Source organism: Streptococcus infantis, assembly GCF_047463615.1.
Lineage (GTDB): Bacteria > Bacillota > Bacilli > Lactobacillales > Streptococcaceae > Streptococcus > Streptococcus infantis_X.
On record NZ_JASHDO010000001.1, the window covers coordinates 154,322 to 168,418 of the forward strand.

The 14,097-nt window shown below is 39.4% G+C and carries 14 protein-coding genes; 4 read left to right on the forward strand and 10 right to left on the reverse strand.

The window, feature by feature from the left end; all coding sequences use genetic code 11:
- Positions 1–40: 40 nt before the first annotated feature.
- Positions 41–2,200: a class 1b ribonucleoside-diphosphate reductase subunit alpha gene (gene nrdE, locus QM874_RS00765; protein WP_414315837.1), complete on the reverse strand. Its 2,160-nt coding sequence runs from the start codon at positions 2,198–2,200 to the stop codon at positions 41–43.
- Positions 2,201–2,268: 68 nt separating this feature from the next.
- Positions 2,269–2,487 carry a glutaredoxin-like protein NrdH gene (gene nrdH / locus QM874_RS00770; protein WP_000259242.1) on the reverse strand — a complete coding sequence of 73 codons (219 nt, stop codon included), beginning with the start codon at positions 2,485–2,487 and terminating at the stop codon, positions 2,269–2,271.
- Positions 2,488–2,847: 360 nt separating this feature from the next.
- On the opposite strand from nrdH, the gene QM874_RS00775 reads away from it, so the two are divergent.
- From QM874_RS00775 to udk, 3 genes are all read left to right on the forward strand, one after another.
- The gene (locus tag QM874_RS00775; protein WP_000146952.1) at positions 2,848–3,111 is read left to right on the forward strand and encodes a phosphocarrier protein HPr; all 264 of its coding nucleotides are present in this window, start codon (positions 2,848–2,850) and stop codon (positions 3,109–3,111) included.
- A 4-nt stretch (positions 3,112–3,115) separates the two neighbouring features.
- Positions 3,116–4,849, forward strand: coding sequence for a phosphoenolpyruvate--protein phosphotransferase (gene ptsP / locus QM874_RS00780; protein ID WP_153225717.1), 1,734 nt, complete (start codon positions 3,116–3,118; stop codon positions 4,847–4,849).
- A gap of 124 nt (positions 4,850–4,973) precedes the next feature.
- Positions 4,974–5,612 (forward strand): uridine kinase, encoded by a 639-nt coding sequence (udk, locus tag QM874_RS00785; RefSeq protein ID WP_007555045.1) that lies wholly within the window; start codon positions 4,974–4,976, stop codon positions 5,610–5,612.
- 180 nt (positions 5,613–5,792) lie between these two features.
- Here udk and QM874_RS00790 read toward each other — a convergent pair whose 3' ends face one another.
- Genes QM874_RS00790 through QM874_RS00800 form a run of 3 tightly spaced genes read right to left on the reverse strand, consistent with a single transcriptional unit; the run spans position 5,793 to position 7,592 of the window.
- On the reverse strand, positions 5,793–6,356 hold the full coding sequence (locus QM874_RS00790; protein ID WP_001042711.1) for an ECF transporter S component: 564 nt from the start codon (positions 6,354–6,356) through the stop codon (positions 5,793–5,795).
- The gene (coaC, locus tag QM874_RS00795) at positions 6,340–6,891 is read right to left on the reverse strand and encodes a phosphopantothenoylcysteine decarboxylase (RefSeq protein WP_414315838.1); all 552 of its coding nucleotides are present in this window, start codon (positions 6,889–6,891) and stop codon (positions 6,340–6,342) included. Before coaC ends, QM874_RS00790 begins: the two co-directional genes overlap by 17 nt.
- A gap of 11 nt (positions 6,892–6,902) precedes the next feature.
- Positions 6,903–7,592 carry a phosphopantothenate--cysteine ligase gene (locus QM874_RS00800; RefSeq protein ID WP_414315839.1) on the reverse strand — a complete coding sequence of 230 codons (690 nt, stop codon included), beginning with the start codon at positions 7,590–7,592 and terminating at the stop codon, positions 6,903–6,905.
- Between the two features lie 233 nt (positions 7,593–7,825).
- On the opposite strand from QM874_RS00800, the gene QM874_RS00805 reads away from it, so the two are divergent.
- A complete protein-coding gene (locus QM874_RS00805) occupies positions 7,826–9,496 on the forward strand; it encodes a formate--tetrahydrofolate ligase (protein ID WP_414315840.1) in 1,671 nt (556 codons plus the stop codon).
- A gap of 90 nt (positions 9,497–9,586) precedes the next feature.
- Here the strand turns inward: QM874_RS00805 and lysS are convergent, their stop codons facing one another.
- From lysS to QM874_RS00830, 5 genes are all read right to left on the reverse strand, one after another.
- Positions 9,587–11,077, reverse strand: coding sequence for a lysine--tRNA ligase (gene lysS, locus QM874_RS00810; RefSeq protein ID WP_414315841.1), 1,491 nt, complete (start codon positions 11,075–11,077; stop codon positions 9,587–9,589).
- Positions 11,078–11,217: 140 nt separating this feature from the next.
- Positions 11,218–11,838, reverse strand: coding sequence for a histidine phosphatase family protein (locus QM874_RS00815; RefSeq protein ID WP_414315842.1), 621 nt, complete (start codon positions 11,836–11,838; stop codon positions 11,218–11,220).
- A 3-nt stretch (positions 11,839–11,841) separates the two neighbouring features.
- A complete protein-coding gene (locus QM874_RS00820) occupies positions 11,842–12,321 on the reverse strand; it encodes an aminoacyl-tRNA deacylase (protein ID WP_414315843.1) in 480 nt (159 codons plus the stop codon).
- A complete protein-coding gene (locus QM874_RS00825; RefSeq protein ID WP_414315844.1) occupies positions 12,321–13,163 on the reverse strand; it encodes a DUF368 domain-containing protein in 843 nt (280 codons plus the stop codon). The genes QM874_RS00820 and QM874_RS00825 overlap by 1 nt, the downstream gene beginning before the upstream one ends.
- 111 nt (positions 13,164–13,274) lie before the next feature.
- Entirely contained in the window at positions 13,275–14,075 is an 801-nt protein-coding gene (locus QM874_RS00830; protein ID WP_414315845.1) for a glycoside hydrolase family 25 protein, read from the reverse strand.
- Positions 14,076–14,097 lie beyond the last annotated feature (22 nt).

The window sequence follows — 14,097 nt, forward strand, 5'->3', positions numbered from 1 at the left end:
TTTAATGGATTGAGTGAATGTAATACTTTTGAGAGATGACTTAAATCACACAGCTCTCGCATTGGTTAGCACCGACTTCTCCACCATCATCGGTAAAGGTACGGACGTAGTAGATAGACTTGATACCTTTGTTGAAGGCATAGTTACGAAGGATAGACAAGTCACGTGTTGTTTGTTTGTTTTCTTTCTTCCATTCGTAAAGGCCTGTTGGAATATCACTACGCATGAAGAGTGTGAGTGAAAGTCCTTGGTCCACGTGCTCAGTCGCAGCAGCATAAACATCAATGACCTTACGCATATCCATGTCATAAGCAGAAGTGTAGTAAGGAATTGTCTCTGTTGACAAACCAGCAGCAGGATAGTAGATTTTACCGATTTTCTTCTCTTGGCGTTCTTCGATACGTTGCGTAATTGGGTGAATAGAGGCAGAAACATCGTTGATGTAGCTGATAGAACCATTTGGCGCTACAGCAAGTCGGTTTTGGTGGTAAAGTCCATCTGCTTTAACTTTATCACGAAGTTCAGCCCAGTCAGCAGCAGTAGGGATAAAGATATCTTTGAAGAGTTCTTTAACACGTTCTGATTTTGGAAGGAATTCGCCAGTTACATACTTGTCGAAGTAGCTTCCGTTAGCATAGTCTGATTTTTCAAAGTTGTGGAAGGTGATACCACGCTCACGCGCGATATTGTTTGACTCAACTAAGGTCCAATAGTTCATAAGCATGAAGTAGATGCTTGTAAACTCAACAGACTCAGGTGATCCGTATTCGATGAGTTGTTGGGCAAGGTAGCTGTGAAGTCCCATTGCACCAAGACCAAAGGTATGAGCTTGGCTATTTCCATGGTCGATAGTAGGGACAGCTACGATGTGTGAACTATCTGTGACGAAAGTAAGGGCACGAACCATAGCACGGATAGAACGACCAAAGTCAGGTGAAGTCATCATGTTGACCACGTTAGTTGAACCAAGATTACATGAAACGTCTGTTCCCATTTGCAGGAATTCTTGAGCATCGTTGATCAAACTTGGTTCTTGAACTTGAAGAATCTCAGAACACAAGTTACTCATGATAATCTTACCATCAACAGGATTTGCACGGTTAGCCGTATCAATGTTGACAACATAAGGGTAGCCAGATTCTTGTTGCAATTTAGAGATTTCAGTTTCCAAATCACGCGCCTTGATTTTTGTCTTGCGGATATTTGGATTTGCGACCAATTCATCGTATTTTTCAGTGATATCGATGTAGTTGAAAGGCACACCATATTCAAGTTCTACAGAATATGGGCTGAAGAGGTACATTTCTTCATTTTTACGAGCCAATTCGTAGAATTTATCTGGTACTACAACACCAAGTGAAAGGGTCTTAACACGAACTTTTTCATCAGCATTTTCTTTCTTAGTTGAAAGGAAGGCAATAATATCTGGATGGAAGACGTTGAGGTAGACAACACCAGCACCTTGACGTTGACCAAGTTGGTTAGAGTAAGAGAAGCTATCTTCGAAAAGCTTCATAACTGGTACGACACCAGAAGCAGCACCCTCATAACCCTTAATAGGAGCACCAGCTTCACGAAGGTTGCTGAGGGAAATTCCCACACCACCACCAATACGTGAAAGTTGAAGAGCTGAGTTGATAGAACGTCCGATAGAGTTCATATCATCTGTTACCTGGATCAAGAAACAGGATACCAATTCACCACGACGTGCACGGCCTGCATTCAAGAAAGAAGGAGTAGCAGGTTGGTAGCGTTGGTGGATAATTTCATTAGCGATATCAATAGCAATCACTTCATCACCATCAGCAAAGTAAAGGGCATTAAAGAAGACGCGGTCTTCCATGCTTTCAAGGTAGTATTCCCCGTCATTGGTTTTCAAAGCATATTGATTGTAAAACTTGTATGCTGCCATGAAAGATTTGAATTGGAAGTTTTGATCCTTAATAAATTGGTAAAGCTCTTCTAAGAATTCTGGACGATATTTCTTGATAAATGCTGTCTCAATGTAGTTATGCTCAATGAGGAAGTTGATTTTATCCGTAATTGAGTTAAAAACCATTGTATTTGGTACAACATTTTCTTTAAAGAAGGCTTCTAAAGCTTCCTTGTCTTTGTGAAGCATGATTTGTCCATTCACAGGACGGTTAATTTCGTTATTAAGACGGAAGTAAGTCACGTCTTCAAGATGTTTTAATCCCATAAAAAATCCTTTATCTAATTACAAAAGAAAGGCTTCTAAGATAGACATAGAAGCTTTTGTCCTGATTCTTAAGCAAGTTGTTTGAGTTTACCTGGCTGGAAACCAGAGAAAACTTCTGTTGGTGTCTGAATGATAGGAGCGGCACTAAAGCCAAGCTCTTTTACTTGATCAATGTATTCAGGCTGTTCATCAAGATTGATTTCTTTATATTCAACATTATTACTGTCCAAAAAGCGTTTGGTCATTTTACATTGGACACAGTTGTTTTTAGAATATACGGTTACCATTGTGTAAGTCCTCTTTAAATATTAATTACTTTCTTAGTATATCAGAAAAAAAAACTTTGTCAACTTTCTAAAACTAAATCTTGTGTAATTGTTTTACTGATTTTACCTACAAACACAATATATAGTATAAACTTTTAAAGAAAGTTCAAAAAAAGCATTGAATACACGAGGAAAGATTCTACAAAAACTACATACTGTGTTTTGCTAAATTTAATAGAAGATTTTCTGCAAGTTATCTGAAAGGAAATTGAAGAAAGTCCATAAAACACTTGAAAAATATCAATGAAGGTGATATAATACTAAATTGTAAGGGTTATCAGATGTAACCCAACAAGAAAACTATTAAAGGAGAGTCAAACTATGGCTTCTAAAGATTTCCACGTAGTGGCAGAAACAGGTATCCACGCACGTCCAGCAACATTGTTGGTACAAACTGCTAGCAAATTTGCTTCAGATATCACTCTTGAGTACAAAGGTAAATCAGTTAACCTTAAATCTATCATGGGTGTAATGAGCCTTGGTGTTGGTCAAGGTGCTGACGTTACAATCACTGCTGAAGGTGCAGACGCTGATGACGCTATCGCTGCAATCTCAGAAACAATGGAAAAAGAAGGATTGGCATAAGGAAATGACAGAAATGCTTAAAGGAATCGCAGCATCTGACGGTGTTGCAGTTGCAAAAGCATATCTACTCGTTCAACCGGATTTATCATTCGAGACTGTTACAGTCGAAGATACAAATGCAGAAGAGGCTCGTTTGGATGTTGCTCTTGAAGCTTCTCAAAACGAGCTTTCTCTTATCCGCGAGAAGGCTGTAGGTACGCTTGGTGAAGAAGCGGCACAAGTATTTGACGCTCACTTGATGGTTCTTGCTGACCCTGAATTGATCGGTCAAATCAAAGAAACTATCCGTGCTAAGAAAGTGAATGCAGAAGCAGGTCTGAAAGAAGTTACTGACATGTTTATCACAATCTTTGAAGGCATGGAAGACAACCCATATATGCAAGAACGTGCAGCGGATATCCGCGACGTAACAAAACGTGTATTGGCTAATCTCCTTGGTAAAAAATTGCCAAACCCAGCTTCTATCAATGAAGAAGTGATCGTGATTGCTCACGACTTGACTCCATCTGATACAGCTCAATTGGACAAAAACTTTGTAAAAGCTTTTGTAACAAACATTGGTGGTCGTACAAGTCACTCAGCTATCATGGCTCGTACACTTGAAATCGCTGCAGTTTTGGGTACAAACAACATCACTGAAATCGTTAAAGATGGTGACCTACTTGCCGTTAATGGTATTACAGGTGAAGTGATTATCAACCCTACTGAAGAACAAGCAGCTGAATTTAAAGCAGCTGGTGAAGCTTACGCTCAACAAAAAGCTGAGTGGGCACTCTTGAAGGATGCTCAAACAGTTACTGCTGACGGTAAACACTTCGAATTGGCTGCCAACATTGGTACTCCAAAAGACGTTGAAGGTGTTAACGAAAACGGTGCAGAAGCTGTAGGTCTTTACCGTACAGAGTTCTTGTACATGGATTCTCAAGACTTCCCAACTGAAGACGAACAGTACGAAGCGTACAAGGCTGTTCTTGAAGGAATGAACGGTAAACCAGTTGTCGTTCGTACAATGGATATCGGTGGTGACAAGGAGCTTCCTTACTTCGATATGCCACATGAAATGAACCCATTCCTTGGTTTCCGTGCTCTTCGTATCTCTATCTCTGAAACTGGAGATGCAATGTTCCGCACTCAAATCCGTGCCCTTCTTCGTGCTTCTGTACACGGTCAATTGCGTATCATGTTCCCAATGGTTGCACTTTTGAAAGAATTTCGTGCAGCTAAAGCAGTCTTCGATGAAGAAAAAGCAAACCTTCTTGCTGAAGGTGTTGCAGTTGCGGATGACATCCAAGTTGGTATCATGATTGAAATTCCTGCGGCAGCTATGCTGGCAGACCAATTTGCAAAAGAAGTAGACTTCTTCTCAATTGGTACAAACGACTTGATCCAATACACAATGGCAGCAGACCGTATGAACGAGCAAGTTTCATACCTTTACCAACCATATAACCCATCAATCCTTCGTTTGATCAACAACGTTATCAAAGCAGCTCACGCTGAAGGTAAATGGGCTGGTATGTGTGGTGAGATGGCTGGTGACCAAACAGCTGTTCCACTTCTTGTCGGAATGGGCTTGGATGAGTTCTCTATGTCAGCTACATCTGTACTTCGTACACGTAGCTTGATGAAGAAACTTGACACTGCTAAAATGCAAGAATACGCTAACCGTGCTCTTACTGAATGTTCAACAATGGAAGAAGTTCTTGAACTTTCTAAAGAATACGTTAACTTCGATTAATCAATTACAAATCCTTGTAGCTTCTAGCTATGAGGATTTTTTCTTCTATTTTGTAGAAAACTCCATCTGTAAAATTTATTAAAAATATGGTAAAATAGACAAGGGAAAAAACAAGGAGGCTACAATGCAAAATAGACCAATCATTATCGGAGTAACAGGTGGATCTGGAGGAGGAAAGACAAGCGTATCTAAAGCAATCTTGTCGCATTTTCCAAATGAAAAAATCTCTATGATTGAGCATGATTCCTACTATAAAGATCAATCTCATCTAACCTTTGAAGAGCGTATTAAGACCAACTATGACCATCCTTTTGCTTTTGATACTGATTTGATGATTGAGCAAATCAAAGAGTTGTTGGCAGGTCGTCCAGTTGATATTCCTACCTATGATTATGCTGCCCATACCAGAAGTTCTAAAACTTATCGTCAAGAACCTCAGGATGTCTTTATCGTAGAAGGAATCTTGGTTTTGGAGGACAAACGACTTCGTGATTTGATGGATATCAAGATTTTCGTAGATACAGATGATGACGTTCGTATCATTCGCCGTATTAAACGTGATATGGAAGAGCGTGGTCGTAGTCTGGATAGCGTTATTGACCAATATCTTGGTGTGGTGAAACCCATGTATCATCAATTTATTGAGCCAACAAAGCGTTATGCAGATATCGTTATTCCAGAAGGAGTGACCAATACAGTAGCTATTGATTTACTGACAACAAAGATTGAAAAGATTTTAGAAGAAGCACGTCTAGCCCAATAATAAGTAGATAAAAGGCTGTGGGAAAGTAAACATTTTTCCAAGATTGAAGCTTTTCCCATATTGGTGAGTCTTTACAATCATGCTTTTAGATAGTTTCGTTAAAGGGTCTGTAATCTTAATTAAATACAGAGTCAGTTACTCGGGGCAAATAAAAATTGAGGTCGGGAAAATCCCGACCTCTTATTTTTTGATTTTTTCAAGTCTCGGAACAATAACTAGAGTAAGTATTGCTGAGATTATGAGTTCTGCAATAGAATTTGTTGAGATAACAGTAGCTAATAGTTTTTGGATATTTCCGTCAAAAACATTTCCAAAGAGGAAGAAGATTCCACCTAGTACAAATACAGTATTTGTGAGGGAACCGAGTGCTCCCGCGAAGATGAGCCCCGCCTTGTTTTTGAGGAGTTTATAGACAAAGTATGGAGTTAAACCAATAAGGATGCGTGGTACAATCGCAATAACTAGGGAGTAGATGTTACCATTTGGTACAAATGGAGAGAAGAGGTAGCTGGTTGGGAGAATCGTGATCGTATTGACTGTCAAGCTAATCATTCCCATCAAGAAACCTAAGATAGCCCCAATCCGTGGTCCGTAGATGATACTAGCAATGATGACTGGAATATGGACAATGGTTGGTTTAATTGGAAATGGCAAGACATTAAAGACAATAGAGCTCAGCAGATGAATGACGATCATGCTGGCAAAAAAGATAGCAATTGGAGCAATATTAGAGCGTTTGTTCATGAAGTTTTTCCTTTATCTGTTGTAAAATAGTATCAAGATCAGCAAGAGCACCCCGTCCTACATCGCCACAGGCCAGTAGGGACTCTTTTGGAGCAATAATTGTATAACCATAAGTTTCTAAAGTTTTTAGGTTTGTTTGAGTTGCTGGATGGTCATACATTTTGGCATTCATAGCAGGTGCTACTAGTTTTGGAACGTAGTGTGGCAAGGCAAGAGCAGTAGCAGTTACCATATTATCAGCCAAACCGTGCGCGACTTTCGCAATCGTATTAGCGGTTGCAGGGGCAAGGATAAACAAATCTGTTTCTTTGCCTAGCTCGATATGATTGACTTTATCAGGAGAAGGTTCCTGCATAAGATCGAGATGTACGGTATTTTGAGATAAGACTTGAAGGGTTAAAGGTTGAATAAAGGCAGTCGCAGCCTGGGTCATGAGTACAGTAACAGAATGCCCCTGTTTCTTCAAGATACTAACCAAATCAGCAGCCTTGTAAGAAGCAATAGAGCCTGTAACAGCGAGTGTAATACGAGCCATAATTTTCCTTTCTAACAGTCAAATCCTTGAATTTTTTCCACTAACAAGTCAGCAATTTCTTGTTTGTGGGTAGCAATCTGATAATCATTCTTTTCAACTAGGTAAGCCAGGTGTTGATCAGCATTAATCTGAGTGAGGTCATTAGCGACAATCAAGTCAGCTTGATTCTTTTTAAGACTTTCTCTAGCGATTTGAATCAGATGCTCCTTGGTAACATCAACAAGCAGTTTAAAGCCGATGAGATGAATACTGGGGTTCCATTCTTTGACAAGAGAAATAATTTTAGGATTTTTCTTGAGAAATAGGACTTGCACCTCATCCTTAGAGGAGATCTTTGTTTCCATATTTTTCTTATGCAAAAACTCACTTAAATCTTGGCTTGCTTGGACTTGGTCAAGACCAGTCATGTAAACAGGACTATAGTCAGAGACTGCCATGGAATGAATCAAAACTTGATAATCAGGAACAATCCGTTTCATCTCTCGAAGTAAATCGGAAGTGTTTTTGATTTCAATGATGGATAAATTTGAGTGTGGTGCTGGTTTTAACGCTTGTTGCGTAGTAATCAGACAGACCTGATGCCCAGCCTTTAGTAAAGCCTCAGTTATAACTTTACCAAGTCTACCAGTAGAGTGGTTGGTAATGGAGCGAACGCGATCTATTGCTTCGTTTGTACCACCAGATGTAACTAAAATTTTCATAGAACTATTGTACAAAAAAATGAGCAGTAAGTAAAATGAAAGCTATAGAATATTATGTGGAATCCAAGCTTTCAACTATAGTTAAAACTTATAAAGGCATATAAAAATTAAAATAGTAGCCGATAAATCCTTTGCAGGCGTTATATTTACGAACGTTATCAAGTTTATTGTCTGTTAAAAATCTTGTTTTGTGTTATAATGAATTAACACATCATAGGTTAGAGGAGTTTATTATGAAAACTGATATTGAAATTGCACAGAGTATTGATCTAAAACCAATCGTTGAGGTCGTTGACCAATTTGGGATTTCTGCAGACGATTTGGAGTTATATGGAAAGTACAAGGCTAAACTTAGCTTTGATAAAATTCGTGAGGTTGAGGCAAATCCAGTCGGTAAATTGATCCTGGTTACAGCTATCAATCCAACACCTGCTGGTGAAGGAAAGTCAACCATTACCATCGGACTTGCTGATGCTTTGAATAAGATTGGTAAGAAAACCATGATTGCTATTCGCGAACCTTCTCTTGGACCAGTCATGGGGATTAAAGGTGGTGCAGCTGGTGGTGGTTATGCCCAAGTACTACCAATGGAAGATATCAACCTTCACTTTACTGGGGATATGCACGCTATCACAACTGCAAACAATGCTCTCTCTGCCTTGATTGACAATCACTTGCACCAAGGAAATGAGCTAGGAATTGACCAACGTCGTATTCTTTGGAAACGTGTGGTTGACTTAAACGACCGTGCTCTTCGTCATGTAACTGTTGGACTCGGTGGTCCTCTTAATGGTATTCCTCGCGAAGATGGATTTGATATCACTGTTGCTTCAGAAATCATGGCTATCCTTTGCTTGGCAACTGACATTGAAGATTTAAAACGTCGTTTGGCAAATATCGTCATCGGTTACCGTTATGACCGTACGCCTGTTTCAGTGGGTGATCTACAGGTTGAAGGTGCCTTGGCATTGATTTTGAAGGATGCTATTAAACCCAACTTGGTTCAAACAATCTATGGTACACCTGCATTCGTACACGGTGGCCCATTTGCTAATATTGCCCACGGTTGTAACTCTGTATTGGCGACAAAAACAGCTCTACGTTTAGCAGATTACACAGTGACAGAAGCTGGATTTGGTGCAGACCTTGGTGCAGAGAAGTTCCTGGATATCAAGACTCCAAACTTGCCAACAGCTCCAAGTGCAGTAGTCATTGTAGCGACTCTTCGTGCCCTTAAAATGAATGGTGGAGTTGCTAAAGATGCTCTGACAGAGGAAAATGTGGAAGCAGTACGTGCAGGTTTTGCTAACTTGAAACGCCACGTTGAGAATATCCGTAAGTTCGGTATTCCAGCGGTTGTTGCTATCAATGAATTTGTCTCTGATACAGAAGCAGAAATCGCAGCCTTGAAAGAACTTTGTGCTTCAATCGATGTTCCAGTCGAACTAGCTAGCGTATGGGCTGATGGAGCAGAAGGTGGAGTAGCGCTTGCTGAAACGGTTGTCAATACTATCGCTGAAAACCCAGCAAATTACACACGTCTCTATGACAACGACCTTTCTGTTCAAGAAAAGATTGAAAAGATTGTGACTGAAATCTATCGCGGAAGCAAAGTAAACTTCGAAAAGAAAGCTAAAACCCAAATTGCTCAAATCGTTCAAAATGGTTGGAATAAACTGCCAATCTGTATGGCTAAGACTCAGTACAGTTTCTCAGATAATCCAAACGCACTTGGAGCACCTGAAAACTTTGAAATTACTATTCGTGAATTGGTACCAAAACTTGGTGCAGGCTTTATCGTTGCCCTTACTGGTGATGTCATGACCATGCCTGGACTTCCAAAACGTCCTGCCGCTCTCAACATGGATGTTGAAAGTGATGGAACTGTTCTTGGATTATTCTAATTGAACAACAAAAAGACAAGCTCAAAATCGAGTTTGTCTTTTATATTAATACTAAAAAATCTCCTAGAATGTGACTAGGAGATTTGTATTTTATTTCATAGTTGGGAAAAGAAGCACATCACGGATAGTTGTTGTATCAGTGAGGAGCATACAGAGACGGTCGATACCGATTCCCAAACCACCTGTTGGTGGCATACCGTATTCAAGAGCCTCGATGTAGTCGTAGTCAATACCAGTCGCTTCATCGTCACCAAGTTCTTTGGCTTTGGCTTGAGCTTCAAAACGGCTAAGCTGATCGATTGGGTCGTTCAACTCAGTAAAGGCATTTCCGTATTCTTTAGTCATAATGAAGAGTTCAAAACGGTCGGTAAAGCGCTCATCTTCAGGATTTTTCTTAGCAAGTGGAGATACAGCTACTGGATGACCGTAGACAAAGGTAGGTTGAATCAAAGTTTCTTCAACAAATTCTTCAAAGAAAGCATTGATGATATGACCAACTTCAGTGTAATGTTTTTCAACTGGAACTTTCTTTTCAGCTGCGATTGCCTTAGCTTCTTCCAAAGTCATATCTTTCCAGAAATCAACACCTGTAATTTCTTTGATAGCATCAACCATGTGAACACGTTTGAATGGTTCGTTAATTTTGATTTCAGTACCTTGGTAGTTAACTGGGTCATCGCCTTTAACAGCTTTTGCAGTGTGTTGGATAATGCCTTCAGTCAAGTCCATGATATCTTGGAAGTCTGCATAAGCTTGGTAAACTTCGATAGAAGTGAACTCAGGGTTGTGTGTAGCATCCATTCCTTCGTTACGGAAGATACGACCAATCTCATAAACACGTTCCATACCACCAACGATAAGACGTTTTAAGTGGAGCTCAGTCGCGATACGAAGCACCATGTCAATGTTTTGGGCATTGTGGTGAGTGATAAATGGACGGGCAGCAGCACCACCAGCTTCATTGTGAAGAACAGGTGTTTCCACTTCAAGGAAACCTTTTTGATCAAGGTAACGACGGATTTCAGAGATGATTTTTGAACGAGTAACAAAGCGTTCAAAGCTTTCACGGTTAGAAATCAAATCAAGGTAACGTTTACGGTAGATGGTTTCAACGTCTGTCAAACCGTGGAATTTTTCTGGAAGTGGACGAAGAGCTTTAGACAAGTGAGTGATGTGAGTTGCCTTGATAGAGAGTTCTCCCATATCAGTACGCATGACTTCACCTTCAACACCAAGGAAGTCTCCTAAATCAGCTTTTTTAAAGATTTCGTAGTTTTCTTCTCCGACTTCGTCTTTACGCACATAAATTTGGATTTGACCTTCGCGATCTTGAAGGTGGGCAAATCCAACCTTACCTTTACCACGTTTGGTAACAAGACGACCTGCAATAGTAGCAGTTTCGTTCAATTCGTGTAGTTTTTCTTTATCGAGATCAGCATATTTATCTTTTAGTTCTTGTGAATTTGCAGTGCGTTCAAAGCGTTTACCGAATGGATCAATTCCTTGTTCGCGGAGCGCAGCCATTTTTTCACGGCGAACGATCTGCTGGTCATTTAGTTCTTCCATATGTTCTGTTGACATGGTTTCCTCCTAGTTTTTACTCAATACTTGATAGGATGAGTCTATATTGCGATACTCCCATTTTAACATAAATGTCAAATAAATTCACGGATATTCTACAAAATATAAAAAGAACTTAACAGTGATTGTTAAGTTCAGTTCTATGTTTGATAAGAAGTGTCATTCCAGACTATAAGATTGAAGTTTTCAAAGTCGGATGTTTCAAGAACGGTAACACTAGCATTTGCTAGACCACCATCTTTTCTAAGTAGAGGAACATCGTAACCTAGCAGAGTTTGTATACTTGCTGTGAGATTGGCTCCGTGACCGACGATTAAAACATGATCAAAATCTTGATCTTGAAGTGATTTAACAAAATTGATAGTTCGTTGTGTTGTTTGATAAACGGACTCAGCACCAAACATAGTCGAATCAAACTTCGCTAAATTGCTACGGAGAGCATTCATTTGATCGGGATAGATTGCTTTTAAAGTTGCAAATTTTGCTCCTTCAAGTTTTCCAAGTTGCCATTCTCTTAGAAGGGATGTTTCTTGTAAGGGACAGCTATCTTTCAGTTGACTTTGGATAATCTGAGCAGAAGTTACGGCACGAGGAAGATCACTAGAATAAATCACATCAAATGGAATTTCCCGGAGATACTGGCCCAATTGTTTTAAGGTCTCAATGGATTTCTCAAGGAGTGGTGAGTCACCACTTGCCCCTTGAAAACGTCCTTCAAGATTCCAAAGAGTTTTACCGTGGCGAACAAAGTATAGTTTCATTGATCATTGTCCTTCTAAAATATCTGCAAAGTCTGCTTTAACAAAGCTTGCAAGGTCTTTTGGGTTGATAATAATACTATGCCCAACTTCACCTGCCGAAACGATCATTTCTTCAAGCTCAAGTGCACTTTGATCGATAAAGATAGGGTAGTTATGTTTTTGACGAATTCCAACTGGATTATTGGCGCCATGGATATAGCCTGTTGTCTTTTCGAGGTCTTTTTGTGGAATCATGCTGACTTTCTTATTACCAGAAATCTTTGCAAGCTTCTTTTCAGAAAGGTGTTCAGTGATAGGAAGGATACCGATAAGGGGACCAGTCTTATCTCCCAGAAGGGCTAAAGTTTTGAAAATCTGGCTTTTATCGTAACCTTGAGGTAACTCACCTTCCAAAGCATTAATTTGAATTCCTTTATGATTAATCCCTGCCTTGGTTAAAATTTGTTGGACCAAGGTTTTTTTGACTTTTACTTTTTTAGCCATTATTTGTATTTATCCTCCAATTGACTCATCCAAATACCTAGCCAAATACCTAGGGCAAAGAAAAATGCGATAATGACATAAGACACAAGAGATAATCCACTGTAGCTGATGCTTTCAGCATTACCAGCATTTGGAATGAGGATTAAGATTGTACTTGAAAGAACAATTCCGATGATAAAGTGGTAAACACGAGATTGATAGACACGGAGAGCGAAGTCCATAAATTTTGAAAAAATGACAAGAGTAGCAAGTGCTCCAATTCCTATTGGAAGGAAGGTTCCGAATAAGTCAAAGGTTTTGAATCCAGTTAGCATCGGACTGTATAGACCAAGGATTAAAAGAAGATTAGAAGGGCTGAGTCCTGGCACTAAAATTCCAAGTGCCAATAAGCATCCAGCAAGAGTAAAGTTAAGGAAATTAGCTGACAATGATCCGACGACAAAGTTTAAGGCATAGAGGGCAATACCTGAAAGGATAAAGGTCGCCCAAAACCAAATGAGATCAATCTTATCTCTCTCGGAGTCACGGGTAGATTCTTTGACAAGACTTGGAATAGTTCCGATGATAGCACCAGCAAAACTCCACAACACATACACTTGATAATTTTCGAGAAGGTACTCAATAGGATATGAGAAAAGGCCGATACCTAGGAGCATTCCAATACCGACAGGTAGGAAAAAGAGTAGATCTTCTTTTAAATTCTTGAAAGGATGGGCAAGGAAACGAATCATTCTTTCATAAATTCCCAAGATAGCGGCAAGAACACCACCAGAAATTCCTGGCAAAATAAAACCGAGAGCAATAACAATTCCTTTAATAATTTTTGATAGCCATGATAACATAAAGGTCCTCCAAAATTTAAATTAGTTTAAACATATTTATAGTATTTCTATAATACAAAATAAAGAAAAGCAAGCAGAAAGCAATGTCTGACTTGCTCATTGTAATAGTTGTTAAGGCTTTAAGAATAATTTTCTAAATGTCTCTTCCTTATCTTTTAAAGTAGAAATAAGATTCAAATCTAGATGATGTTCAAATCCACCAAGGTTTCCATGAGAGGTATATTGGTGAAGATCATAGTCAAGATCTGTATTAGGAGCACTATCATAGTAACCCGAGTTGGTCCCATAGGACGGTATCCAGATAGCCGAGAAATTCTCAGTACTGATACTATGCTCCTCCATAAAGTAGACACCAACATAGATACCGATATTTTTAGCTCCTAGTGCAGCTAGTTTAGCTCGAAAAGCCTCAACTCCCTTGTTCATGTCAGACATGGTTTTTTCCTCAACATCTAACCAATAGTAGCTGGGATTATAAGGAGAAGAAGCGTTATAAAAGACTTCGGCAGCTTTTTCCATTTCTTCTATGTTTTTTCCAGCAACATAAGCATAAACAGCTACTGGAATATTTCGTTTTTGAAACTCAGTGATATGCTCCTTGTAGACCTTATCGACTCCGTTTTTATAGGCAGCGTCATTTTCTTCAGAAACTTGACCTCCATAATGAACGCGAACAATCGCACCAGAGATATTTTGAGATAAGGTGTCATAATTAATCTCTGACGGCCTTTGCCAACCAGAAACATCAACAATAGGTTTATTGATATTATGTAAAGCTTGAGTTTCTACTTGAACTGGATTTTGCTTTGTTTTGACGGGATGGTCTTCAAACTTGGGTCGATTTAGGACCAAAACCCCCACGATAAGAGCTAATACAGTAAAAATAAAAGCGGGATTAATTTTCTTTCTCATACTTCTATAGTTTATCGTAAAT

Bases quoted from the DNA above. Each gene is read 5' to 3' on its own strand.
- nrdE (WP_414315837.1), bottom strand. From the start codon at position 2,200: ATGGGATTAAAACATCTTGAAGACGTGACTTACTTCCGTCTTAATAAC.
- nrdH (WP_000259242.1), bottom strand. From the start codon at position 2,487: ATGGTAACCGTATATTCTAAAAACAACTGTGTCCAATGTAAAATGACC.
- QM874_RS00775 (WP_000146952.1), top strand. From the start codon at position 2,848: ATGGCTTCTAAAGATTTCCACGTAGTGGCAGAAACAGGTATCCACGCA.
- ptsP (WP_153225717.1), top strand. From the start codon at position 3,116: ATGACAGAAATGCTTAAAGGAATCGCAGCATCTGACGGTGTTGCAGTT.
- udk (WP_007555045.1), top strand. From the start codon at position 4,974: ATGCAAAATAGACCAATCATTATCGGAGTAACAGGTGGATCTGGAGGA.
- QM874_RS00790 (WP_001042711.1), bottom strand. From the start codon at position 6,356: ATGAACAAACGCTCTAATATTGCTCCAATTGCTATCTTTTTTGCCAGC.
- coaC (WP_414315838.1), bottom strand. From the start codon at position 6,891: ATGGCTCGTATTACACTCGCTGTTACAGGCTCTATTGCTTCTTACAAG.
- QM874_RS00800 (WP_414315839.1), bottom strand. From the start codon at position 7,592: ATGAAAATTTTAGTTACATCTGGTGGTACAAACGAAGCAATAGATCGC.
- QM874_RS00805 (WP_414315840.1), top strand. From the start codon at position 7,826: ATGAAAACTGATATTGAAATTGCACAGAGTATTGATCTAAAACCAATC.
- lysS (WP_414315841.1), bottom strand. From the start codon at position 11,077: ATGTCAACAGAACATATGGAAGAACTAAATGACCAGCAGATCGTTCGC.
- QM874_RS00815 (WP_414315842.1), bottom strand. From the start codon at position 11,838: ATGAAACTATACTTTGTTCGCCACGGTAAAACTCTTTGGAATCTTGAA.
- QM874_RS00820 (WP_414315843.1), bottom strand. From the start codon at position 12,321: ATGGCTAAAAAAGTAAAAGTCAAAAAAACCTTGGTCCAACAAATTTTA.
- QM874_RS00825 (WP_414315844.1), bottom strand. From the start codon at position 13,163: ATGTTATCATGGCTATCAAAAATTATTAAAGGAATTGTTATTGCTCTC.
- QM874_RS00830 (WP_414315845.1), bottom strand. From the start codon at position 14,075: ATGAGAAAGAAAATTAATCCCGCTTTTATTTTTACTGTATTAGCTCTT.